Annotated in this window: 21 protein-coding genes; 20 read left to right on the top strand and 1 reads right to left on the bottom strand. The window is 34.8% G+C overall.

Going from position 1 to position 24,751, the window contains the following annotated elements:
* Positions 1–32: 32 nt before the first annotated feature.
* The 5 genes from J0J69_RS03190 to murD all read left to right on the top strand — a co-directional run bounded on the left by J0J69_RS03190 (position 33) and on the right by murD (position 8,240).
* On the top strand, positions 33–2,240 hold the full coding sequence (locus J0J69_RS03190; protein WP_212725225.1) for a penicillin-binding protein: 2,208 nt from the start codon (positions 33–35) through the stop codon (positions 2,238–2,240).
* Between the two features lie 256 nt (positions 2,241–2,496).
* Positions 2,497–4,404, top strand: coding sequence for a stage V sporulation protein D (locus tag J0J69_RS03185; RefSeq protein ID WP_055275001.1), 1,908 nt, complete (start codon positions 2,497–2,499; stop codon positions 4,402–4,404).
* Between the two features lie 21 nt (positions 4,405–4,425).
* On the top strand, positions 4,426–5,877 hold the full coding sequence (locus J0J69_RS03180) for a UDP-N-acetylmuramoyl-L-alanyl-D-glutamate--2,6-diaminopimelate ligase (RefSeq protein ID WP_055243192.1): 1,452 nt from the start codon (positions 4,426–4,428) through the stop codon (positions 5,875–5,877).
* Between the two features lies 1 nt (position 5,878).
* Positions 5,879–6,847: a phospho-N-acetylmuramoyl-pentapeptide-transferase gene (gene mraY / locus J0J69_RS03175; protein ID WP_212725926.1), complete on the top strand. Its 969-nt coding sequence runs from the start codon at positions 5,879–5,881 to the stop codon at positions 6,845–6,847.
* Positions 6,848–6,884: 37 nt separating this feature from the next.
* The gene (gene murD / locus J0J69_RS03170) at positions 6,885–8,240 is read left to right on the top strand and encodes a UDP-N-acetylmuramoyl-L-alanine--D-glutamate ligase (RefSeq protein WP_212725925.1); all 1,356 of its coding nucleotides are present in this window, start codon (positions 6,885–6,887) and stop codon (positions 8,238–8,240) included.
* A 517-nt stretch (positions 8,241–8,757) separates the two neighbouring features.
* On the opposite strand, the gene spoVE is transcribed toward murD, so the two are convergent.
* A complete protein-coding gene (spoVE, locus tag J0J69_RS03165; protein ID WP_055243189.1) occupies positions 8,758–9,855 on the bottom strand; it encodes a stage V sporulation protein E in 1,098 nt (365 codons plus the stop codon).
* Positions 9,856–10,112: 257 nt separating this feature from the next.
* Here spoVE and murG point away from each other — a divergent pair, with 257 nt between their 5' ends.
* The 15 genes from murG (at position 10,113) to ileS (ending at position 24,527) form a co-directional block, all read left to right on the top strand.
* On the top strand, positions 10,113–11,207 hold the full coding sequence (gene murG, locus J0J69_RS03160; RefSeq protein ID WP_055243188.1) for an undecaprenyldiphospho-muramoylpentapeptide beta-N-acetylglucosaminyltransferase: 1,095 nt from the start codon (positions 10,113–10,115) through the stop codon (positions 11,205–11,207).
* A gap of 9 nt (positions 11,208–11,216) precedes the next feature.
* Complete coding sequence (murB, locus tag J0J69_RS03155) at positions 11,217–12,125, top strand: UDP-N-acetylmuramate dehydrogenase (RefSeq protein ID WP_055243187.1); 909 nt, start codon at positions 11,217–11,219, stop codon at positions 12,123–12,125.
* 11 nt (positions 12,126–12,136) lie between these two features.
* A complete protein-coding gene (locus tag J0J69_RS03150) occupies positions 12,137–12,964 on the top strand; it encodes a cell division protein FtsQ/DivIB (protein WP_055304647.1) in 828 nt (275 codons plus the stop codon).
* A 138-nt stretch (positions 12,965–13,102) separates the two neighbouring features.
* Positions 13,103–14,425: a cell division protein FtsA gene (locus tag J0J69_RS03145; RefSeq protein ID WP_256637925.1), complete on the top strand. Its 1,323-nt coding sequence runs from the start codon at positions 13,103–13,105 to the stop codon at positions 14,423–14,425.
* 27 nt (positions 14,426–14,452) lie between these two features.
* On the top strand, positions 14,453–15,601 hold the full coding sequence (gene ftsZ / locus J0J69_RS03140) for a cell division protein FtsZ (RefSeq protein ID WP_055275014.1): 1,149 nt from the start codon (positions 14,453–14,455) through the stop codon (positions 15,599–15,601).
* A 292-nt stretch (positions 15,602–15,893) separates the two neighbouring features.
* A complete protein-coding gene (locus J0J69_RS03135) occupies positions 15,894–16,667 on the top strand; it encodes a sigma-E processing peptidase SpoIIGA (protein WP_212725923.1) in 774 nt (257 codons plus the stop codon).
* A gap of 28 nt (positions 16,668–16,695) precedes the next feature.
* Positions 16,696–17,406: an RNA polymerase sporulation sigma factor SigE gene (gene sigE, locus J0J69_RS03130; RefSeq protein WP_055243182.1), complete on the top strand. Its 711-nt coding sequence runs from the start codon at positions 16,696–16,698 to the stop codon at positions 17,404–17,406.
* Between the two features lie 106 nt (positions 17,407–17,512).
* Positions 17,513–18,292: an RNA polymerase sporulation sigma factor SigG gene (gene sigG, locus J0J69_RS03125; protein ID WP_212725922.1), complete on the top strand. Its 780-nt coding sequence runs from the start codon at positions 17,513–17,515 to the stop codon at positions 18,290–18,292.
* Positions 18,293–18,421: 129 nt separating this feature from the next.
* Positions 18,422–18,688 carry a YlmC/YmxH family sporulation protein gene (locus tag J0J69_RS03120; protein WP_055243180.1) on the top strand — a complete coding sequence of 89 codons (267 nt, stop codon included), beginning with the start codon at positions 18,422–18,424 and terminating at the stop codon, positions 18,686–18,688.
* Positions 18,689–18,795: 107 nt separating this feature from the next.
* The gene (locus tag J0J69_RS03115) at positions 18,796–19,455 is read left to right on the top strand and encodes a YggS family pyridoxal phosphate-dependent enzyme (protein WP_055243179.1); all 660 of its coding nucleotides are present in this window, start codon (positions 18,796–18,798) and stop codon (positions 19,453–19,455) included.
* A gap of 44 nt (positions 19,456–19,499) precedes the next feature.
* Positions 19,500–20,000, top strand: coding sequence for a cell division protein SepF (locus tag J0J69_RS03110; RefSeq protein ID WP_055243178.1), 501 nt, complete (start codon positions 19,500–19,502; stop codon positions 19,998–20,000).
* 5 nt (positions 20,001–20,005) lie between these two features.
* On the top strand, positions 20,006–20,260 hold the full coding sequence (locus J0J69_RS03105) for a YggT family protein (protein WP_055243177.1): 255 nt from the start codon (positions 20,006–20,008) through the stop codon (positions 20,258–20,260).
* Positions 20,257–21,027 carry a YlmH family RNA-binding protein gene (locus tag J0J69_RS03100; RefSeq protein ID WP_212725921.1) on the top strand — a complete coding sequence of 257 codons (771 nt, stop codon included), beginning with the start codon at positions 20,257–20,259 and terminating at the stop codon, positions 21,025–21,027. Before J0J69_RS03105 ends, J0J69_RS03100 begins: the two co-directional genes overlap by 4 nt.
* Positions 21,028–21,042: 15 nt before the next feature.
* On the top strand, positions 21,043–21,459 hold the full coding sequence (locus J0J69_RS03095; RefSeq protein WP_055243175.1) for a DivIVA domain-containing protein: 417 nt from the start codon (positions 21,043–21,045) through the stop codon (positions 21,457–21,459).
* A gap of 332 nt (positions 21,460–21,791) precedes the next feature.
* Positions 21,792–24,527 carry an isoleucine--tRNA ligase gene (ileS, locus tag J0J69_RS03090; RefSeq protein WP_055243174.1) on the top strand — a complete coding sequence of 912 codons (2,736 nt, stop codon included), beginning with the start codon at positions 21,792–21,794 and terminating at the stop codon, positions 24,525–24,527.
* Positions 24,528–24,751: the final 224 nt, after the last annotated feature.

The following is a 24,751-nucleotide window of genomic DNA, read 5'->3' as shown; positions in this document are numbered from 1 at the left end:
AAGAAAGAGAATGAGTTGTGAGGTTGATGTAGGTGAAACGAAAGAAACAACAATTAAATAACTTGGGGAGATGGACACTGTTCATAACGACAGCTTTTTTTGGAGTGCTATTTTTATATGTAGCTGGTTGTTTTGTTAAAATTGCGGTAACGGGACAAACAAGAGGGACGGATTTATATGAATTTGCTCTTGAAAAATATTTAGTCGAGGAAGTTGTAACAGGAAGACGTGGCACTTTATATGATCGTGATGGAAATGCTTTAGCAGAACAATTAACTTCATATACCTTATACGCCAATTTATACGAAGAGTATGGTGACGTGGTTGAGGATATTGATGAGACAGCAGAGAAATTAAGTACAGTTATTGATTTGTCAAAAGAAGAAATTGTTGAAATTTTATCGAAAGATGCTTATCAAGTAGAGTTTGGGACAGCAGGGCGACAGTTAACCTATTTAGAAAAAGAAAAAATTGATCAATTAGGATTAAGTGGAATTGGATTCCGACAAAATACTAAGCGATTTTATCCAAATGGTATTTTCGCTTCGCATACGCTAGGTTATACGAAGCTAAATGAAGAAACAAATGTCTTAAAGGGTGAAATGGGATTAGAACTTTATTTAGATGAATATTTAGCTGGAAAAGATGGAGTTATCCAATATATTAAAGATAAAAAAGGTTATTTACAGCCCAATAAAAAAGAATATGTGATTCAACCAGTAAAACATGGTTATGATTTTTATTTGACACTTGATTCAACGATTCAGACTTTTTTAGAGGAAGCGATGAATAAAGTTTGGGAACAAGCTAATCCTGAAAGTTTAGTAGCTGTTGTGGCTAATCCAAAAACGGGTGAAATTTTGGCGATGGGAAGTCGTTCGAGTTTTGATCCTAACATTAGAGATATTGAGAATTATAATAATCCAGTTGTCTCTGAACCATTTGAACCGGGATCGACGATGAAAATTTATACTTATGCAGCAGCGATTAATGAAGGAAAGTATTCAGGGAGTCAGTTTTATGAGTCAGGATCTCGCTTAGTTAATGGATCAACGATTCGAGACTATAATACAACTTGGGGAACAATCACTTATGATGAAGGATTTTATCGTTCCTCAAATACTGCGATTATTGATATGTTAACGAATTGGATTAGTCCGGATAAATATATTGAATATTTAGAAGCGTTTGGATTTGGAAGTCAGGTAGGATTACCACTTCCATCAGAAAGTGCTGGAACATTGCCAACAGATTGGGATTTAACACAAAAAATGACGGCTGGATTTGGACAAGGGATTTTAACGACTCCCATTCAGCATATTCAAGCTATTTCAGCTATTTTAAATGGTGGGCAAATTATTAAACCTCAATTGATTTCACAAGTCTATGATTCAAATACTGAGGAAATGATTTATGAATTTAAAGCAGAACTGGGAGAAACACCAATTACCGCTCAAACGGCTGAACAGGTAAAGCAGTTAATGGTTGGTGTTACTTCAAATAAAACCGGTTCTGGGCGACTTGCGTATAGTTTAAATGGTTTTACAAGTGGTGGGAAGACTGGAACAGCTCAGATTGCAGATGGAGCCAATGGTTACTTAGCCAATGAGTATCTGTATAGTTATATCGGATTTGCTCCAGCTGAAGATCCGGAATTGGTGATGTATGTTGCAATGAAACGACCTGAAACAGGTGGACATGATCAATTAGGACAAATTTATCGCTTTGTTATGCAAAATTCGTTAGTCTATTTAGGAGCTGAAAAAACACCAGTCGTGGATATTGCTGATGTTTATCAAAATACAGAAGTTCCACAGATTATTAATGAATCAATCGAGGAAGCCGTTCTAAAAATTGAAGAGGCAGGATTAACACCAATTATTATTGGGGATGGAACGCAAATATTTGCTCAATCTCCAAAAGCAATGTCTTCTGTTAGTGTTGGAAGCAAGGTGTTTATTCAAACCTCAAAAACATATGCCTTACCTAATTTTACTGGGTGGACGAAAGATGAAGTGGTTCAGTTTGCGATGTTAACAGGATTACAGGTCGAGTACATGGGAGAAGGATATGTGTTGGAACAATCTATTCAACAAGGACAGTTGTTGACAAATCCAATTGGAATAACGCTGACGTTAACGAAAGATTTAACTCAAATTAATGAAAAACTTAACTTGCAAGAAGTTCAGATACAACCTGAAGATTTAACAACTGAATCCAAAGATGAAGGTTCTCAATAAATAAAAAAAGACCTAATTGCTATATCGGAGCAATTAGGTCTTTTTTTTGTTTACATAGAGAGCAGTAGATGAGTCTAGATTCATCACATGAAGTAAAAATAGTTTTCATAAAGAGTAAATAAGTGTAATAAATTTGAATAAAAGGGATTTGAAGTGAAGGATTATGTATTTACTCAAGCGTGCACTCATATATTTACTATGGATGTAGAAGAGGTAATAAACGAATCTTAATTCAATTCAATAAGGGGGATAAGAGATGAAACAGTCAGGAGTTATACAACGACGATTAGTCGTATTGCTCTCAATCATTTTAATTTATTTTATAGCACTGTTTATTCGACTTGCGTATTTGCAAATTTTTAATTCAGGGACATTGGTTGACCGAGCCGAATCGTTATGGTCACGAAATTTACCGATTGAAGGACAACGTGGTATTATTTATGATCGAAATCATGATGCAATTGTTGAAAATGAGGTGGCACCATCTGTGATTGTCATCCCAAAGCAAGTCACAGATGTTGATAGAACGTCTGAAGTCTTAGCTGAAGTGTTAGAAGTAAGCGTAGAAGAAGCGAAAAGGCATGTCACACATGGTGTTTCCATTGAAAGAATACAGCCTGAAGGACGTAAACTTTCACTTGAGCAAGTTCAAGCTATTCAAGAGGCTAATTTGGATGGGGTATATCTGGTGAATGATGTGAAACGAAGCTATCCATATGGAAATTTATTAGCTCAAACAATTGGATTTACAGGAATCGATAACCAAGGAATTACTGGTCTTGAGTATGTGTATAATGATTACTTAATGGGAGAAAACGGGGTATGGAAATATTTTTCTGATGCCAAGGGGAACTCTTTACCACAATTTTCAGATGATTATGCTCCCGCTTCGCGAGGATTGGATATTGAGCTGACGATTGACTTACATTTACAAGAAATCTTGGAGCGAGAGTTTGATAATGCAGTTGCTAAATATGATCCTGATCAAATGATAGGTATAATTATGGACCCAAATACAGGTGAAATTTTAGCAATGGCCTCGCGGCCAACCTATGACCCTGAAAACTATCAAGATTATGATCAAGAAATTTTTAACCGAAATTTACCAATTTGGTCAACGTATGAGCCAGGTTCAACCTTCAAAATTGTAACTTTTTCTGCTGCGTTAGAAGAAGGAGTCATGAAGCTTGAAGATCGCTTTTTCGATCCTGGTTATGCCATTGTTGATGGAGTACGTATTCGTGACTGGAAAGCTGGTGGACACGGTGATCAATCGATGTTAGAAGTCATTATGAACTCATGTAACCCGGGATTTATTGAACTTGGGCAACGTTTAGGGAAAGAGAAATTATTTGAGTACATTCGAGCTTATGGATTTAATGAAAAAACGGGTGTCGATATGTTAGGAGAATCTCAAGGAATTATCTTTAATCCAGACAACATTGGAAATGTTGAGCTAGCGACTTCATCATTCGGACAAGGAAACTCAGTTACACCGATTCAATTAGTAACAGCAGTGAGTGCCGCTGTAAATGGTGGAAATTTAATGCAACCTTATATTGTGAAGCGAATGTTGCATCCCTATACGAATGAAGTATTATACGAACGCGAGCCAAGCATCAAACGTCGTGTCATCTCTGAGGAAACATCGGAAACGATGCGTTATGCCTTAGAAATGGTTGGTGCACAAGGAAGTGGGAAGGGTGCGTATATTGATGGGTACCGTGTAGGAGGTAAAACAGGGACAGCCCAAAAAGCAAAAGATGGAGCATATATTAGCGGAGAGTATATTCTTTCGTTCGTTGGAATTGCACCCATGGATGATCCTCAGTTAGTTGTTTATGTAGCAATTGATAACCCGAAAAACACGGTTCAGTATGGTGGAGTTGTTGCCGCCCCAATTGCCCGTTCAATCTTAGCAGAGGCACTACCGTATATCGGAGTTGAACCTCGTGAAGAACAAATTGAGAAAAAATATCTATGGACAGATACAAAATATGTAACGGTTCCAGATTTTGTTGGGAAGGAGCCGAAAGAGATTGAATCTTCTTATCTGTATAATATTGAATATCACGGTGAAGGGACAAAAGTTATTTCTCAACAGCCAGCAGCCTTTTCACGTACCATTGAAGGTGGAACAGTTAGATTATATTTAGGCAATTAATATAAAGATTGGAGAGATAGTATGAATTTAGTAGAAATGAGTGATTTGTTAGGAATTAGATTTATAGGGGAAAACCAAGTTATTTCTAACTTAGCTTACGATTCTCGTGAAATCGAACCTGGGGGCGTCTTTTTTGCGATTAAAGGTCAGGATCAAGATGGACATGAATATATTGAAAAAGCTATTCAAAACGGCGCAATTGCCATTGTTGGAGAAGAAGATTTAACATTTGATATTCCCTACTTTCAAGTGTTCAATACTAAAAAAGCTTTGGCTGTCGTATCAAATGAGTATTATCAAACCCCATCAAAAGATATTAATTTAGTTGGTGTGATTGGAACGAACGGAAAGACGACAATTACCTACCTGATTCAACATGTGTTTGAATGTTTAGGGGTGGATAGTGGTTTAATTGGAACGAATGGTTCTTGGGTTGGACAAAAGAAAAAAGCGACACATACGACACCGATGAGTTTAGATTTGAATGATTTATTAAAAGAAGGGGTGAAACATAATTTACCCTATCTTGTTATGGAAGTTTCATCCCATGGGATTAAAGAAAATAGAGTGGATCAAATTCAATTCGATCGTTTAATTTTCACTAATATCACCCCAGAGCATTTAGATTATCATAAGACATTTGAAGATTATCTTTTTACCAAAATGAGACCATTTATTCAATTGAGTGATTATCAAGAAGATAAAGTAGCCATTATAAACTGTGATGATGAACATGCCGATTATTTTATTGGGGCAACAAATGGACGTATTCTAACCTATGGCTGCAAGCCTCACGCAGATTTGTTTGCCAAAGATATTGTTTATACGTTAGAGCGTACCGAGTTTTCGCTTTATGTGAAAGGGGAATTTGTGAAGCGAATGTCTATTCCTTTATTCGGTAAATATAATGTTTACAATGCTTTATCCGTGCTTGCCTATTTTTATTCTTTAGGATATGATCCATTAAAAATCGTTTCATTTATTGAAAATGTCTCTTCAATAGAAGGACGATTTGAATATTTAAAAACCCAAGATGGCGTGACAGTCGTAATTGATTATGCACATAATCCGGATGCTATTTTCCAAGTTTTGACCTGCTTAAATGTTATTGCGACAGGACAGATCATTACGGTTTTAGGGGCAGGTGGGAATCGTGATAAAGCGAAACGAAAGATTATGGGAAAACATGCAACACGTTTATCTGATCATGTGTTCTTTACGAGTGATAATCCACGAAATGAAGATCCACTGAGTATTATTTATGACTTATTATCTGGAACAAGTAGTGTCAATTATACAGTGATTGTGGATCGAGCAAAGGCTATTGAAGCTGCGATAAAAAAAGCAAAGCCGAATGATTTAGTTGTTGTTTTAGGGAAGGGACATGAAAAAACCCAAAATATTAATGGTAAAATTGTTCCTTTTAATGATAAAATAGTCGTTGAAGAAGTGATTAGAAAAAGGGGTATATAAAATGTTAAAATCAACTTTATTTGTATTAATTTTCTCATTTTTTATCGCAACGATTATCGGACCATTCTTCATACCTTTTTTACATCGTTTAAAATTTGGTCAAGCGATTCGTGAAGAAGGTCCGCAATCTCATCGAAAAAAATCGGGAACACCAACTATGGGAGGTATTATTTTCATCACCTCGATTGTTGTTATTTTATTAGTAACAGTTTTCTTTACGAAGTATGCGACAATGAGTAATGAGTTAATGATGCTACTTTTAACTCTTGTCGGATTTGGTGCGATTGGTTTTGTTGATGATTTTATTATCGTTGTTCGAAAAAATAACGAAGGACTTAAACCAAAGCAAAAATTATTAGCTCAACTTGTATTAGCAGCAGTCTTTTTCTATCTATTTTTAAAGAGCGGTTATTCAACAGAGTTATCTTTCTTTAATTTATTTAATATTAATTTATATTGGGTTTATGGATTATTCATTTTATTTTGGATGGTTGGATTCTCAAATGCAGTTAATTTAACAGATGGATTAGATGGATTATGTGGTGGAGTGAGTGTCATTACTTTTGGTACATTTGGAATGATTGCCATCGCTCAACAACAAGTTGGAATTGCTTTATTCTGTTTTGCAGTTGTAGGCGCATTATTTGGATTCTTAGTTTTCAACTTAAATCCTGCTAAGGTATTTATGGGTGATACGGGATCACTTGCGTTAGGGGCAGCCATTGCAGCTGTTTCAATTCTCTTAAAACAAGAGTTACTATTAGTCATCGTTGGATTAGTTTACGTGATTGAAACTTTATCTGTCATCATCCAAGTTGCTTATTATAAACGTACACAAAAACGTATTTTTAAAATGGCCCCAATCCATCACCACTTTGAATTATGTGGATGGAGTGAGTGGAAAGTCGTGACCTTCTTATGGGCTATCGCATTAATTTGTGGAGTAATTGGCTTATTCATTGCCATTTAAGAAGATAGAATAAACTTTTATTAAAGGGAAGATTCTTATGAAAAAGACGATTAAATACGAAAATAAAAAAGTATTAGTCATTGGATTGGCTAAGAGTGGAAAAGCAGCTGCGCGACTTTTACGTGAATTAAAAGCGAATGTAGTAATTAATGATCGTAATTCATTAGAAGACAATCCAGATGCGGTTGAAATGATGGCAGAAGGATTCGAAGTCGTGACAGGCGGGCATCCATTAGAACTGTTAGATCAAGGATTTGATTTAATTGTGAAAAATCCAGGAATTCCATATCGTAAAGTTCCGTTATTAATGGAAGCCATCAAGCGTAAGATTCCAATTTTAACTGAAGTGCAGTTGGCTTATGATGTTAGTGAGGCACCATTTATCGGAATTACAGCGACAAATGGGAAGACAACGACAACGACGTTAATTTATGAAATGTTAGAAGAAGATCAATTAAAACCATTAATTGCTGGTAATATCGGAGAAGTAGCGTCTTTAGTTGCACAGCAAGCGTCTAAAGAACAAGTATTAGTAACTGAATTATCATCTTTTCAATTAATGGGGATTGATTCATTTACGCCGCAAATTTCACTGCTATTGAATATTACAGAAGCGCATTTAGATTATCATACAGATATTGATGAGTATCGCCAAGCAAAGTTGAATTTAATTGCAAATCAAACGGCTGATCAGTTTTGTGTTTATAATGCAGAAGATGAGGTTATTGTCAATGGATTATCACGTACAAAAGCCACTTGTGTTCCATTTTCTTTAACAAGTGTGGTCGATGGTGCTTATTTATCTGAAGGAGATGTCTACTTTAAGGATGAAAAGATTATTGATATTGAATCTATTTTGTTAAAAGGTGACCATAATCTTCAAGATGTCTTAGGTGCTGTTGCTGTCAGTAAATTATATGGTTGTGACACAGAAGCCATTAAGCGTGTGTTAAAGCGATTCGTAGGAGTGAAACATCGACTTCAATATGTTGATGAAGTGAATGGTGTTAAATACTATAATAACTCTAAAGCAACCAATGTAATCGCAACTCAAACAGCGTTGAAGGCGTTTGATGATTCTATCATTCTATTAGCGGGTGGATTAGATCGTCAGCATGACTTAAGTGGATTGCTCCCTTATTTCTCTAAGATCAAAGCTATTGTGACATTTGGAGAGACGAAACATCGATTCAAAGCATTAGCTGATGAGCACCAGATGCCATGTATCGTAGTAGAGACATTAGACGAAGCAGTAAAGGAATCAGCTAAACTTGCCACGGCAGGTGATCATGTTTTACTTTCACCCGCTTGTGCAAGTTGGGATCAATATCCTAATTTTGAAACACGTGGGGATCACTTTATTGAGTTAGTTGAACAATTAAAGAATAAATAAAGTGTCTGGCTAAAAAAGAAGAGCTTAAACTAAGCTCTTCTTTTTTATGATTATGTTTATTAAAATGTATACTAATGAGGATTTAAAATGTTGATTTATATCTATAGCGAAATATCATTTGTAGTTTTTACTCATGCGATCTGTAACAAAAAAATGCGCATAACTTATATCAAAATGGTCTCTATGTTAAAATTCATGTTCAAATTAGGCTAAAATCTTGTCGCCTTATATATAACCCTAGATAAGTTTTTTGATATCCTAAAAACCTGTATTTGGACAATAGGATGTTTTGAATGGTAGAAATATTAACTATTTAGATTGCTAGAGTAAATGTAGAAAATATTTCTGTATATAGGGAGGGATTGGACGTTATTTGATAATAAAATTAAACTCCTATCAATTGGGATTGATAGGAGTTTTTTAGAAAGCTTTTTACTAAGTAAGGACATTTTACAGAGTGTTGAATACACTATTAGTGGCTAGAACTATACGTATTTAAAGGAGTAGAGCCAATGAATTACTTCATGTAGCGACTAATATTCAAGATGATTCCAATTGATAATAAAGTAATTGTTAGAGATGAACCTCCATAACTCATTAGCGGTAACGTGATTCCGGTAACAGGAAGAAGTCCAATGACAACTCCAATATTTATCATGACTTGAATCATTAGCATGGACATAATTCCAACGACGATATATTTTGCAAAAAGGTCATCTGTTTTAAGGATAATATAGGCACATCTTGCAAAAAATAAAATAAATAGAATAAGAATACCAACTGACCCTATAAATCCTAATTCTTCTGAAACAACTGCAAAGATGAAATCGGTTTGTGGTTCAGGTAAAAAGAAGTGTTTTTGAACACTATTTCCAAGTCCTATTCCGAATAGTCCCCCTGGAGCGATAGCATAAAGTGATTGAATAATTTGAAATCCTGATCCTCTTGGATCACTCCATGGATCAAGATAAGCTGTAATTCGTTCAAGACGATAAGGTGCAGAGATAATAAGAGCGACAATTCCAGCAACACCAGTTAAAATAAAATACATGAAGTAACGGATTGGCACACCACAGATAAATAGCATAACAAATCCTGTAGCAACAATGACCATCCCACTTCCAAAATCGGGTTGTAACATAATAATTCCAAACACAAGTAGAATAAAGAAAAGAAGCGGGACAACGCCTTTTTTAAATGTCTTTGCTTCTTCAACATAGTTACTCATATATTTTGCTAAGAAGATAATTAATCCAAGTTTCATGAACTCTGATGGTTGTAAAGAAAAGGCTCCAATTCCAATCCAACTTCGTGCACCTCCACGGACAAGTCCTATTCCTGGAACGAGAACAAGTATTAATAGAACTAAACTAGTAAAGAAAAAGGGTGTGGCATACTTTTTGTAAATTTGATAATCAATTCGTGAAATGGCAATCATACCTACAACTCCAATGGCGGCAAATAATAATTGCCGTTTGAAAAAGTAGAAGGCATCGTCAAATTTATACTCTGCCCAAATATATGAAGAGGAGAGAACAAAAATTAAACCGATGGTACTAATACTTAAAGCGAGTAGTAGGGTTAGTAAATCAATTGAAGGTAATTTATTTTTCATTGGAATTCCCCTTTGGTTTAAAATATATAGTAATGTATATGATAGAAGATGGATTGATTTGAAATAAAATCAAAAAAACATAAAAATAAATGTATCTATTTCCATAAATAACAATATATTATATAAAAAAATAAGAAAAAAATATAAAATCAGACATTATTTAGATGAATTTTAAATTAAGCTAACGGATTTTGTTTAAAGTGTGTTAAAATATAAAATGATAAAAAAGACGATTCAGTCTAATAAGGAGTGAGAATATGCGCGTCCTTGTCACTGGTGGTGGGACAGGTGGTCATATTTACCCAGCACTTGCAGTCGTTCGAACATTGCAACAAGTAGATGACCAGTTAGAAGTTTTATACATAGGAACTGAAAAAGGATTAGAAAATGAAATTGTAACTCATGAAGGGTTACCATTTAAACATATTGAAATAGCAGGATTTAAACGCTCATTATCATTAGAGAATTTTAAGACGATTATGAAGTTTTTTAAATCAGTTTCGGTTTCAAAAAAATATATTAAAGAGTTTAAACCAGATGTTGTCGTCGGTACCGGTGGCTATGTCTGTGGGCCTGTTGTGTACAGTGCCGCTAAATTAAAAATTCCAACGATTATTCATGAACAAAATAGTTTGCCTGGTGTGACGAATAAATTCTTAGCACGCTATGTTGATAAGGTAGCCATTTGTTTTGAGGAAGCACGTTCGTATTTCCCTCAGAATAAAGTCGTTTTAACAGGAAATCCAAGAGCTACTGAAGTTGTATCGACATTAAAGGTTGGCAAAAGTGCTTTAGGATTAAATCCTCATAAAAAGACAGTCATGATTAGTGGGGGTAGTCGTGGTGCAGAGCCAATTAACGATGCTTTTATTTCAATGATTAAAGAGTATGAAAAAGCAGATTATGAAGTTGTTTTTGTAACGGGGAACAAACATTATGAAGCCATTAAAAATCGTATTGAGAATGTAGAAGAATTACAAAATGTACATATTTTACCATTCATTAATAACATGCCTCAATACTTAGTTAATATGGATTTATTTGTCGGACGTTCAGGTGCAACTTTCTTAGCGGAAGTCACAGCTTTAGGCGTTCCATGTATTTTAATTCCATCTCCATATGTTACTGCGAATCATCAAGAGTATAATGCACGAAGCTTAACAGATCATGGTGGAGGCGTCTTGTTACTTGAGAAAGAGTTAACCGGGGATCGCTTATATAACGAAATAGATAGGATTATGAGAGATGATCAATTACGTCTAAATATGCAAAACACCTCAAAGCAACTTGGAATTCCAGATGCAGCACAACGTCTGATAACATTGATGAATGAAATTATTGAAAAAAAGTAGGTGTTTTTAATGTTTAAAAGTTTTATAGAAGAGTATACAAAAAACAATTTAGGACTTTTATTAGAAAATGAGCCACTTGCAAAGCATACGACGTTTCGTGTGGGAGGGCCTGCTCGTATTTTTGTAACGCCAAATTCAAAAGAATCTCTTGTTCAAACATTAACATTAATTCGTGAACTCGATCTAAAATATAAAGTAATTGGAAGAGGTTCGAATTTACTTCCATCGGATCAGTTATTCGAAGGAATCATTGTGAAGTGTGATAAAGGATTAGATCACATTGAAATCAATGAGAATACAGTGACTGTTGGAGCAGGTGTATCAACCATCTTACTTGCTAATCGTGTAGCAAAAAATAATTTATCAGGATTAGAATTTATTTCAGGTGTTCCGGGTTCAGTGGGTGGCGCTATTTACATGAATGCAGGTGCTTATAATAAAGAGATTAAAGATATTTTAATAAAAGCGCTAGTAATTGATGGAGAAGGACAGTTAATTTGGTTATCTAATGAAGAATTAGAATTTGCTTATCGTACCTCTATTCTCCAAGATAAAAAGAATTGGACAGTTGTTGAGGCTGTGTTAGAACTTGAACCGGGAAATTATGAAGAGATTGCTGAGTTAATGAAAGTTCGAAAAGTTCGTCGTATTGAATCGCAACCTACGAATATGCCTTCAGCTGGTAGTACATTCCGTAATCCGCTACCTCATTATTCATGGAAATTAATTGAAGACTCAGGCTTACGTGGTGTTCGTATTGGGGGGGCTGAAGTTTCAAAGAAGCATTGTAATTTTATTGTTAATGTTGGAGATGCAACAGCACAAGATATTTATGAACTAATTCAACATGTTCAATCGGTTGTTTTAGAAAAGCATGGAATTGAATTACACCCAGAGGTTGAAATGTTTAACTGGTAGGTGAGGGGAGAATGGCAGTAAAAAAAGTTGTTTCAATAGAGCAATATCGTCAAAAATCAAAGAATAAACCTAAAAAAAGACTAAAGAAGAAGGTTAAAAGCTTCTTTTTTAGTCTCTTTATTATACTTATTGTTGGGAGTATCTTTTATTTTACATCATCATTGAGTAAACTATCGGTGATTTATTTTGAAGGATTACACTATGTTTCACGTTCAGAGTTAATTCATCTGACGGGTCTAACGTATCAAGATTATTTTCTTGAGTTAGACACGGAAAAAATTGCGACTGATATTTTAAAACATCCACTGATTACGAATGTAACCGTGAAGAAAACAGGGCTAAATCAGTTGAACATTGAAGTGAAAGAAAAAGATATTATCGGATGTGTTGAGCTTGATGGTGGTTTTCGCTATGTTTTAAGTGATGGAAGGTTAATTGCTAATGATCAAGCGATAAATGTAACTTGTCAAGGTACAGTTATTTACGGTTTGACTAAAGAAACGTTGAAGGAGTCAATTTTAAGTTTATTTATTCAATCAATGACAAAACTTGATCCTATTCTAATTAATTTAATTAAGGAAATTCACTATGAACCAATGTATGGAGATATTAATCGTTTTTCTCTCTTTCTAAAGGATGGGAATACCATTAATGTAAATAGTTATAGTATGGTCAATAAGCTTAAGTATTATCAGACAATGGTCGACAAAGTCTCAAGTTTGTATGAAGGCGTAAAAGGAACCTATCACTTAGATGTAGGAGACTATTTTGAGCCGTATTCAAGCTCTGGAAAGGTTCTATTAAGGGATGAAAATAATGGCTTATTAACTGAAGAGTAGACTGTGGATAAATAATGTGTATAATGTGTGATTATCCCGATGATATTTTGTAAATAGTCTTTTCTTTGTTATAAAAATATAGTAAAATAAATTATGATATTGTGGTAATAGACCCATATGTTAGTGGAGTGGTTTGAGGTGAAAAATAATATTTATGCTTGCTTAGAAATAGGTTGTGCAGAAGCTAGAATGATGGTGTGTAATATTAGGCAAGAGCGCCTCTATGTATTATCGCAGCAATCCGTTGTAGCAACTGGAATTGAAAATGGAAATGTCGTCAATGTGAATCAAATCGTTGAAAAATTAAAGCTATTAAAAGCTAATGTTGAAGCAGATTTAAAGCAAGACATTCAAAATGTTTTATTAGCTGTTCCTAGCGTAGAATGTCGCATTGATAATGTGGCTAATTCGTTGGAGCTTGACCCTAATCAACCAATTAGTCATGCTAATATCAAACAGTTGTTCCGTGATATTATTAATCAGCCAACATATCATGATCAAGTAGCCATTAATATTGTGCCGCGAGCTTTTGTTGTAGATGATAAAAATGCGATTCAAAACCCTCTTGGTATTATTGGAAAACAATTGATCTTACATGCACAAAAAGTCACTGCCTCTGCCTCGTTAGTTTACAACTTAATTAACATCGCTGAATTAGCAGGATTTAGAATTGCAGATATTGTTTTGGGAAGTGTTGCAGAAACGATGTACGCTCTTACGTCAGAACAGTTGAAAAAAGGAGCTTGCCATGTCAATATCGGGAAGGATATGACAACAATTACAGTGGTTCACTCAGGTAAAGTTGTCTCTTCTGTCTCTTTATCAACGGGTGGCCAAGATGTGACACAACACATAAGTGATGCATTTAAAGTAGATGAACAGACAGCAGAAATGTTAAAGTTAAACTTTGGTCGAATTTATCATGAATCAACTGCTCCCGAGATTATTTATGCTGATGATTTAGATGGTCAGTTTGTCTGTGTTACACGTCAGATGTTAACAGATATTATTACATCTCGTTATGAAGCAATTTTGAAGGTAGTTAAACAATATTTAATTGAAAATTGTTATAAACATGACCAGATGCAATATATATTTACAGGTGGTGCAAGTGAGATTGAAGGGTTTAATTTGTTAGCAAAAGCAATCTTTGCTCAAGAGGTAACTGTCTTTACTCCTTCAATGCTTGGAGCTAGAAGTGCTAAATATGTAAAATTAATTGGGATGGCAACATTTATTCATGAAATGTCGTTGTTGACTGGACAAAAAAGTAATATAATTGACTTTGACCAATATGCGAATGTCATACCAGATTCACCTTTGAGTATGGTTGAATCTATATCAACAGAGGTGACACCTAAAACAAAAGGGCATGACAGAACATTTATGGATCATAAGTTAGAAAACAGTGGTGTATTAGTCCGTATTTTCGATATGATATTTGATGAAAAAGTAGAATAGAAGTAAAAGTAAGAGGAGGTTTCAGGGATGGAAGGTTTCGGATTTGGAAATGAGTTTACGTATGCCCCAAGAATTATTGTAATTGGTGTTGGTGGTGGAGGTAGTAATGCTGTCAACCGAATGATTGAAAATGATGTACAAGGTGTAGAATTTGTGGTTGTTAATACAGATGCACAGGCATTAAATCTTGCTATTGCTGATCGCAAATTCCAAATTGGACGTGATTTAACTCGTGGTTTAGGTGCAGGTGGAAATCCTGAAGTAGGTCAACATGCTGCCGAAGAAAATTTAAGCGAGCTTAAAGAATTAGTAAAAGGAGCTGACATGGTCTTCATCACTTGTGGTATGGGTGGTGGAACTGGTACAGGTGCTGCCCCTGTTATTGCTAAAGCTGCAAAAGAAAGTGGAGCGTTAACGGTTGGGATTATCACGCGTCCATTCACATTTGAAGGAAAACGTCGTACTGATTTCGCATTACGTGGAATCGCGGAACTAAAGGCTAATGTTGATACATTAATTTCAGTTCCTAATGATCGATTATTACAAATCGTTGATCGTACAACACCAATGTTAGAAGCATTCCGTGAAGCGGATAACGTATTGCGTCAAGGGGTTCAAGGAATTTCAGAAATTATCGCAGTACCAGGTTTAATCAATCTTGACTTTGCTGACGTTAAAACGGTTATGCATAACAAAGGTTCAGCAATCATGGGAATTGGTCTTGGAACGGGAGAAAACCGTGCAACTGAAGCTGCTAAAAAAGCTATTGCAAGTCCATTACTTGAAAATGATATTGATGGAGCAACGGATGCAATTATCAATATTTCTGGTGGGATGGATATTGCCCTATTTGAAGTTGATGAAGCGTTACGTACAATTCGTGATGCATCAACAACTGAGATTAATATTATTTATGGGGCAACAATTAACCCTGATTTAGGTGAAGATTTAATCGTTACAGTCATCGCAACTGGATTTGACGAAACAAATGCAACAGCAAAGCCAGTTGAAATGTTAATTGGTGATAATCGTAACAAGAAAACATCAACACCTCAATCAGAGCAGGAAACACAACCATCGGCTGAACAACCAAAACCATCTCAACCAAAACGTCAACCATTTGGTGGAGATAGTGTAGAAATGATTCCGAACTGGTTAATGAACCGTTATAAATAAGAGAGAGCTTAGCTCTCTTTTTTTATTTGTTAATAAAGATGAGTTAATTGTAATAAGAGAAAGTGTGGCTCAGTAAGTGGAATAGTTTACTCAAGGCGAGATTAAAAGATATCAATATATATGTATTTTATATATTAGATATACTTTTTATACCTTGAACAATAAAAGTTTTTACGAAAAAAGATAATATCCGTCTTAAATAAAATGAATAAGCAACAAAGAATTGACAGATTTTACACTCTCAGTCGGATAAAATGTAGAGGTAATCATCGTTAGAAGAAGGAGGGGGTTTATGTACATCGATTTATTCATCATTCAAAATTTGATATATGATTACCTTATTTTAAATGGTGTTGCTATCCTAACTGATGAAAAAATGAGACTCTCTCGCTTAAGCTTAGGATTAATCAGTAGTCTAGTTCTCAGTACATTGTTATTTATGATGGATTTTACGACTTTAGTAGGGTTAGTTCCATTTGTGATGCTAGCCATTGTATTTTCAAAACAAAACATCAAGTGTTTTATGACCAAAGTATTGTATTTCTATTGTTTAAGTCTTATTTTAAGTGGAGCGATTTATACTATTAGTCATTTCATTAAATTTGATTTAACAATCATTCCATACATTTTAATTTTACTTGTTCTAGCATTTATCGTTACTTTAATCTATGTATTAAAGGTTCGCTGGTTGAACGATCAACAATTAATCAATCAATTTATTTATGATGTGCGTATTTTTTGCGGACCGATTGAAATTAAGGGGAGTGGTTTTGTGGATACTGGAAATCACCTAATAGATGAAAAAACAGCGCTGCCTATCATGATGGTTCCAAAAGAAATGTTTTGTAAAGAATCGATGGAAGATTTTTTAATGAAGCATCGTATATCATCTTGGTCTACCAGTTATTCTGTGATTAATGATGACCAACAATACTTACTAGTTTTTAAACCAACATTATTATTAATTAATGACCAAGTTGTTCGAAACGTGCTGATAGGGGTAGTAGAAAATCAGTTTTATGAGTATGATTTTTTATTACAGCCAAGTATGGTTAGAAGTATATAAAAGGATAGGGAGTTAAGGGGGAAGTGGAATGCAGTCTTTAATGATGTTTTTTATCAATTGGTTTGAAAGGGTTTTTAAACGTAAGAAGAAATATGTTAATTATATTCGTGGAAATGAAACGTTACCAGAACCATTATCAAAAGATGAGGAATTCAGAATTTTAACAAATTTTCAGGCTGGAGATGAACGAGCAAGACAAACACTCATTGAGCACAACTTAAGGTTAGTGGTTTATATTGCAAAGAAATTTGAAAGTTCTGGTGTTAATTTGGAAGATTTAATTAGTATTGGAACGCTTGGACTCATTAAAGGTGTGCAAACGTTTAAGATGGATAAAAATATTAAATTAGCCACGTATGCTTCACGATGTATCGAAAATGAAATTTTAATGCACCTTAGAAAGACTAACAGAATTCGACACGAAGTTTCATTAGATGAACCATTAAATGTAGACTGGGATGGAAATGAATTATTGCTTTCAGATATCTTAGGAACAGAGGAGAATGAGGTTTATAAAGATATTGAAGAGGACGTTGAACGACAACTTGTGTTCGATGCGATTAACCGTCTGAAACGTCGTGAGCGAGAGATTATGTATATGCGTTTTGGACTTTGTGGTGAGGATCCGTTAACGCAAAAAGAGGTTGCACAAAAACTAGATATTTCACAATCGTATATTTCACGACTAGAGAAGAAAATCATCGATAAAATTCGTAAAGAAGTTTTAAAAACAAAGTAAAGTGTCGAAAAAAAGATAATAATAAACTGGTAAATCATGAATGATATGACATGATGTTGCTCATACTTCTTTGTAGAAACAATGTAATGCAACAGGAGGGGCCATCATGTCTAAACATAAAGTTGATATTGTCGGTGTAGACACGTCAAAATTAGAGGTATTAACAAATGCAGAAATGGTTGAATTATTCAAAAAATTTCAAAGTGGTGATATGAGTGCCCGGGAGACATTAATTAAAGGAAATTTAAGATTAGTTCTAAGTATAATAAAAAAATTTAATCACCGAGGAGAAAATCTAGATGATCTTTTCCAAGTTGGGTGTTTAGGTTTAATGAAAGCTATTGATCATTTTGATTTATCACATGAGGTGAAGTTTTCGACGTATGCTGTTCCGATGATCATTGGTGAAATTCGACGCTACTTACGAGATAATAACTCATTACGTGTTTCTCGCTCCTTAAGAGACACCGCTTATAAAGTGCTTCAGATGAAGGACCAGCTATCTATTGAATTACAGCGTGATCCGACGAATGAAGAGATTGCCGCGGCAATAGGTGTTGAGCCGATAGATGTTGTCTTATCTGTTGAGGCGATTTCTGATCCTGTTTCAATTTTCTCTCCTATTTACAATGATGGTGGAGATACTATTCATTTGATTGATCAAATCAGAGACGACAGTATTACGGATGAAAAATGGAGTGTCAAATTGATGCTTGAAGAAGGGTTTAAACGTCTTGGTAAACGTGAAAAACGTATTATCCATGATCGCTATTTCATGGGAAAAACGCAGGTGGAGATTGCAGCTGAAATTGGAATTTCGCAAGCCCAAGTGTCACGTTTAGAAAAGAATGCTCTACAAATTATGGAAGAAATGATGAAAAGTTAATTATGAAAGAATCAGCGTTTGTTGGCGCTGATTCTTTTTCTATAAAAATTGAATGTAAATTTGAATATTACATATTTATTGAAAGAAGTACATAAAATAAATTACAAAGATAAGAAGGCGGGGGAGAAGATGAAAGATTCAATTATGACATTGAGTGATATTGAAGAAAAAGATGTAATTAATGTGGTGACTGGTGAGCGCATCGGATTTGTTTCAAGTTTAAGAATTGATACAAACTCAGGACAAATTATTGCAATTACAGTACAACCTTCTATGAGATTTGTTAGTTTTTTTTCGAAAGATGAATCAGCGGTTGTCGTCCCATGGAATCAAATTTTGAAAATTGGGGAAGATGTAATTATTGTGAATGTGGCTCAGCGATTAAATGAATATTAAGCTGTCATATTTACGAGATACATCGTAAAAAAATTTTCCATTCAATATGAAATATGGTATAATTTATAGTATCATGCAGTAATATTATTAGTTGATAGGTGTGTAATATGAATATTCAAAAAAACGTCGATGCAGTTCGACAAAATATCCAATCATTTACTACTGATCCACAAGCTGTAAACATTGTTGCTGCAACAAAATATGCTGATCCAGAGCAAATGATTGCACTTTTTGAAAGTGGAATTACGATGATGGGTGAGAATCGTGTGGATTCTTTGTTAGAGAAGAAATGCCAATTATCTTTACCTATTGAGTGGCACTTTATAGGGACCTTACAGTCACGTAAAGTGAAGGACGTGATTAATGAGATTGCTTGCCTTCATTCACTCGATCGTTTATCACTTGCAAAAGAAATACAGAAATACCGACAACAGCCATTACCTTGCTTTATTCAAGTTAATGTAAGTGGAGAAAAGAGCAAACATGGTCTTCGTTCTGAGGAAGTGATTCCGTTCTTACAAGCTTTAAAAGAGTATCCAATCATTAAAGTGATTGGGCTTATGACAATGGCTCCAAATACGGAAGATGAGACCATCGTTCGCGACTGCTTCAAATCGCTAAAGCAATTACAGGTCAGTATTTCACAGTTAAATCTAGAAGGAGTAGAGTGTTCAAATTTATCAATGGGAATGAGTAATGACTATACGATTGCCATTGAAGAGGGAGCAACCCATATACGATTAGGGTCCATTCTATTTCAAGACTAGTATATCCAGCACATAAAGAGAATTAGTTATAGGAGGAGAAGAAGATGAGTTTTAAAGATAAGCTTAAAACAATGATGGGAATAGATGAAGAGGAATATGAGATGGATGACTTCGAAGAAGAGTTCGAAGAGCCTGAAGTGGTAAAACCAACGCCAGCCCCTAAACCAGATTTAACAGTTGTATCAAATCCAGCAAATCAAACGATAAATAAAGGAAAGAGTACTGTGATGCCAATGAATACAGAAACAAATAAACTAAAATTTGATAGCAATTTAAATAAAGTTATTATTCGTGAACCAAATGAATACTCAGATGCACAAGATATTGCAGATTGTTTAAAAGAAAACTATCCGGTTTTCATTAATTTACAACGCTTAGAAAAATCACAAGCGAAACGCGTGGTCGACTTCTTAAGTGGAACAATCTATGCTATTGATGGAGATATTAAACGCGTTGGAACAAACTTATTCTTATGTACACCAAAAAATGTTGAAACAGAAGGACAAGTGACAATGAACGAAACACAACCAGAAATAGAGGAGTAATACATATGGCACAAATCATATTATTATTTACAGCTATTTTGAGAATTTATGAATTCTTAATGATTATTTACATTTTAATGAGCTGGATTCCAGAAAGTCGTTCTACACAATTAGGGCGTGTCATTGGTGGATTTGTTGAGCCGTACTTGTCAATTTTCAGAAAAATTATTCCTCCACTTGGAATGATTGACTTTTCACCAATTATCGCATTTATCGTGTTAGATCTTGCTATGCAAGGATTAATTAATATCTTATTATGAGACTCGAGCATTTTAATAAACACGAATATGAATTTGTCACGAAGGTTAATGACTGGATTCATCAAGTTTATTATAGTCATAAGATAAAAAAGACAAAATTTTTAACACCACGTGAACAACAAGTTGTTCAAGTATTGGTGAATGAGTTTGAGGATGTAGTGGTTCGATTTGAGGGAGGCTTTAAAAATGCTGAACGAAAACGAGCCATTATTATCCCAGCTTATTTATCAGGTGAGTTGTTTGATCAGACAGTGGTTGGTTATGAGGTGCAGTATCATCATCGTCTAGTGACAATTGAACATCGACAAGTTCTTGGCTCGCTAACGGCACTTAATATTGACCGAGCGTTGGTCGGTGATATTTTAGTGTTAGAGACAGGGAAGATTTATGTTGCTATTTGTGAAGAGTTTGCATCGTTTATTATGCGGTATTTCACTAAGGTGGGACGACATCCTATCTCACTCCTGAAGGTCGATATCAAAGGGTTAGAAAAGCTAGAACAATATGAAGAAAATGAATATATTATCAGTTCGATGAGACTTGATGTTGTGGTGGCTAGCTTGATGAAGGCTTCACGTTCCGAAGTGTTTGAATACATGAAGCAAGGAAATATCCAGCTTAATTTTAAATTAGAACAAAATCACTCGTATCAGTGTAAAATTGGTGATGTTATCTCGATTAAACGATATGGACGATATAAACTATTGGCACAAAAATCAATTACTAAGAGTGGAAGAATTGTAGTTATTATTGGGAAAACAGTGTAGTTAGGGGGGGAAGACATGACGCCAGCAGAGATATTAAAGACTCAGATGAAAAAATCGTGGGGAAAGTTTTCAGATGATGAACTTTATCGTGTCTTTTGTTTATTGATTGAACAAATAGAAGCATTAGAAAAGCAAAATAAATCATTAAAAAAAGAAGTGCAAACTATGCAAGAAAACTCTGAATCCCATTTGAAATCCGAACTGGAACAGATTGAATTATTGAAATCACATGCCAAACGCGATGCGATTAAAATCATTCAAGAAACAGAAAAAATTTCTAAGGTCATGATTGAGCAAGCCATTTGTGATGTAGAGAAGATCATGGAGGAAACAGCACTGTTTGAGCAACAACAACTACAAATTAAAGATGAATTAATCGATTTCCTAAATACAAAAGTTGATGATATTCGAAATTGTTTTGGAAAAAGTTAAAAAATCTATTGATTTTTTTAACTGAATTCTTTAAAATAATAAACAAATATAGTAAATATTAGCGAAGAGTGGACCATGCTATATTATCAACTTTTTTCTAGCGAGTCGGTGACGGTGAAAGGCCGATAAAAAGAGTAGTATAGAATCAACCAGGAGCTTTCATGTGATAAAAAGCATGACGTATACTATGCGATAAATAGTTTGAGGCAGTAGCTTTTTGATTTCTACTGCGAATTAAGGTGGTACCACGGAACTTTTCGTCCTTATGTGATGAAAAGTTCTTTTTATTTTCGCAAACTATATGAGGAATATAAAAAAGGAGCGATCGTACGATGGAATTAAAAGAAACCTTATTAATGCCTAAAACAGATTTCCCAATGCGTGGAAACCTTCCAAATCGTGAACCACAAATTGAGCAAAAGTGGTATGACGAAAATGTCTATCAACGAGTATTAGATAAAAATAAAGATAAAACGCCTTTCGTTTTACATGACGGACCTCCATATGCTAATGGAAATATTCATATGGGACATGCATTAAACAAAATTTTAAAAGACTTTGTTGTTCGTTATAAAAATATGAATGGATTCTATTCTCCATATATTCCAGGTTGGGATACACACGGACTTCCAATCGAGCAAGCTTTAACAAATAATAAAAAAGTTAATCGTAAAGAAAAAACAATTGCTGAATTCCGTGAATTATGTAAGCAATATGCTTTAGAACAAGTTGAAGGACAAAAAGCGCAATTCAAACGTTTAGGGGTATTAGGTGATTGGGAAAATCCATATATCACATTACAAAAAGAATTTGAAGCTGAGCAAATCAAAGTCTTCGGTAAAATGGTTAAAGACGGTTTAATCTACAAAGGGTTAAAACCAATCTATTGGTCACCATCTTCTGAAACAGCATTAGCTGAAGCAGAAATCGAATATCATGATAAAAAATCTCCATCAATTTATGTGGCATTTAAAGTACAAGATGGAAAAGGTATTTTATCAGGAGATGAAGAGTTCGTTATCTGGACAACGACACCTTGGACAATTCCAGGAAACTTAGGAATCTGTGTGAACGCAGATTTAGAGTATGCGACAGTTGCTGTTAACGATCGTAAATTCATTGTTGCTAAAGAGTTAGTGAAACAATTAGCGGAAGAGTTCGGATGGGAAAACTATGAAGTGGTTGCAACTCATAAAGGTTCTGATTTTGAATATATGACAGCTAAACACCCTATCTTTGACCGTGAATCATTATTAATTTTAGGAGATCACGTCACACTTGAAGCTGGAACAGGTTTAGTTCATACAGCCCCAGGACACGGGGAAGACGACTTCAATGTTGGACGTAAATATAACTTAGAAGTCTTATGCCCAGTTGATCATCGTGGATATATGACAAAAGAAGCGTTAGAGTTCGAAGGATTATACTACGAAGATGCTAACAAAGCTGTTGGTCAAAAATTAGAAGAGAATGGTGCATTACTTGGATTAAAATTCATCACTCACTCATATCCACATGACTGGCGTACGAAAAAACCAATCATCTTCCGTGCGACTGAGCAATGGTTTGCTTCAATTGAAGCATTAAAAGATCAAATGATGGAACAAATCAAAGAAGTGAACTGGCTACCAGCTTGGGGAGAAGTTCGTTTAGGAAACATGATTAAAGATCGTGCGGACTGGTGTATTTCTCGTCAACGTGTTTGGGGAGTTCCAATTCCAGTCTTCTATGCTGAAGATGGAGAAGCTATCTTAGATGAAGCAGTAATCAATCATGTGGCTGACTTATTCCGTGAAAAAGGATCAAATATTTGGTTTGAATTAGAAGCTGAAGAATTATTACCAGCGGGATTCACTCACCCAGGTAGTCCAAATGGTAAATTCCGTAAGGAAATGGATATCATGGATGTATGGTTCGATTCAGGGTCATCTCACCACGGAGTATTAGTTGAACGTGGATTACCATACCCAGCAGATTTATACTTAGAAGGATCTGATCAATATCGTGGATGGTTCAACTCTTCATTATCAACAGGAGTTGCGATGACAGGGCGTGCACCATATAAAACAGTCGTAAGTCACGGATTCGTTTTAGATGGACAAGGACGTAAAATGTCTAAATCAATCGGGAATGTTATCGATCCATTAAAATTAATCAACATTTACGGAGCAGATATCGTTCGTTTATGGGTGGCTTCAGTTGATTACCAAGCAGACGTTCGTATTTCAGAAGACTTAATTAAACAAGTATCTGAAAGCTACCGTAAAATGCGTAATACATTCCGTTTCTTATTAGGAAACTTACATGGATTTAATCCAGAAACAGATTTAATGGCTTATGAAGACTTAAATGAAGTTGATCAATTCATGATGGTTCGTTTAAATGAATTAACAGCAGAATTAAAAGCTGCCTATGAAGAATACCGTTTCGATGATGTCTTCAAAACAGTGAATAACTATATCTCAAATGATTTAAGTTCATTCTACTTAGATTTCACGAAAGATATTTTATATATCGATGCAGAAGATAGTAAAGCTCGCCGTTCTATTCAAACAGTATTATATCACCATGTATCAGATATGGTTCGCTTATTAGCACCAGTTATTCCTCATACAGCGGATGAAGTTTATTCATATATCCCAGGAAGCACAGAAGTGTCAGCTTACTTAACTGATATGCCGACTGTAAAAGAGTATGCAAATGCGGCTGAAGTGACTGTAAAATGGAATCAATTATTATCACTTCGTCATGACGTATTAAAAGCATTAGAAGAGGCTCGTAATGAGAAAGTTATCGGTAAATCATTAACTGCTTCATTACACTTATATCCAGATGCGCAAACGAAAGAATTACTTGAGTCGTTACAAGCTGACTTAAAACAAATCTTCATCGTTTCTGAGTTAGTGATTGAAGAAGGAGCAGCTCCTGAAAATGCCTTAAAATTCGATGGATTAGCTGTTGTCGTTAAAGCAGCCGAAGGACACACATGTGACCGTTGCTGGTTAGTTGTAACTGATGTGAACGAACAAGGAATTTGTCCTCGTTGTTCAGAAGTTGTGAATGGATAGTAATTTTTAGACAATAACCTTTAGGTTATTGTCTTTTTTATATCAAATCTCTTTATATAAAACTTAGTTCTATAAAGGAAAGTGAAAAACGTTATTAGGATTAAAATGAATAAATTGTAAAATGATTGAAAAACAAAACTGGCTAGAAGCACTCAAGAAAGACTTAAAGTAGCTATTAGAAGATGATTGAGAAGATATTTTAGATAATTATCGAGAGCAAATTT

It is taken from the genome of Turicibacter bilis, from assembly GCF_024499055.1.
GTDB classification, from domain to species: Bacteria; Bacillota_I; Bacilli_A; order MOL361; family Turicibacteraceae; genus Turicibacter; species Turicibacter bilis.
This window is presented reverse-complemented; position numbering and strand designations above follow the sequence as displayed.

Bases quoted from the DNA above. Each gene is read 5' to 3' on its own strand.
- J0J69_RS03150 (WP_055304647.1), top strand. From the start codon at position 12,137: ATGGCAGTAAAAAAAGTTGTTTCAATAGAGCAATATCGTCAAAAATCA.
- ftsZ (WP_055275014.1), top strand. From the start codon at position 14,453: ATGGAAGGTTTCGGATTTGGAAATGAGTTTACGTATGCCCCAAGAATT.
- spoVE (WP_055243189.1), bottom strand. From the start codon at position 9,855: ATGAAAAATAAATTACCTTCAATTGATTTACTAACCCTACTACTCGCT.
- ileS (WP_055243174.1), top strand. From the start codon at position 21,792: ATGGAATTAAAAGAAACCTTATTAATGCCTAAAACAGATTTCCCAATG.
- J0J69_RS03135 (WP_212725923.1), top strand. From the start codon at position 15,894: ATGTACATCGATTTATTCATCATTCAAAATTTGATATATGATTACCTT.
- murB (WP_055243187.1), top strand. From the start codon at position 11,217: ATGTTTAAAAGTTTTATAGAAGAGTATACAAAAAACAATTTAGGACTT.
- J0J69_RS03110 (WP_055243178.1), top strand. From the start codon at position 19,500: ATGAGTTTTAAAGATAAGCTTAAAACAATGATGGGAATAGATGAAGAG.
- murG (WP_055243188.1), top strand. From the start codon at position 10,113: ATGCGCGTCCTTGTCACTGGTGGTGGGACAGGTGGTCATATTTACCCA.
- J0J69_RS03180 (WP_055243192.1), top strand. From the start codon at position 4,426: ATGAATTTAGTAGAAATGAGTGATTTGTTAGGAATTAGATTTATAGGG.
- J0J69_RS03185 (WP_055275001.1), top strand. From the start codon at position 2,497: ATGAAACAGTCAGGAGTTATACAACGACGATTAGTCGTATTGCTCTCA.
- J0J69_RS03120 (WP_055243180.1), top strand. From the start codon at position 18,422: ATGAAAGATTCAATTATGACATTGAGTGATATTGAAGAAAAAGATGTA.
- J0J69_RS03115 (WP_055243179.1), top strand. From the start codon at position 18,796: ATGAATATTCAAAAAAACGTCGATGCAGTTCGACAAAATATCCAATCA.
- J0J69_RS03095 (WP_055243175.1), top strand. From the start codon at position 21,043: ATGACGCCAGCAGAGATATTAAAGACTCAGATGAAAAAATCGTGGGGA.
- mraY (WP_212725926.1), top strand. From the start codon at position 5,879: ATGTTAAAATCAACTTTATTTGTATTAATTTTCTCATTTTTTATCGCA.
- murD (WP_212725925.1), top strand. From the start codon at position 6,885: ATGAAAAAGACGATTAAATACGAAAATAAAAAAGTATTAGTCATTGGA.
- sigE (WP_055243182.1), top strand. From the start codon at position 16,696: ATGCAGTCTTTAATGATGTTTTTTATCAATTGGTTTGAAAGGGTTTTT.
- J0J69_RS03100 (WP_212725921.1), top strand. From the start codon at position 20,257: ATGAGACTCGAGCATTTTAATAAACACGAATATGAATTTGTCACGAAG.
- sigG (WP_212725922.1), top strand. From the start codon at position 17,513: ATGTCTAAACATAAAGTTGATATTGTCGGTGTAGACACGTCAAAATTA.
- J0J69_RS03105 (WP_055243177.1), top strand. From the start codon at position 20,006: ATGGCACAAATCATATTATTATTTACAGCTATTTTGAGAATTTATGAA.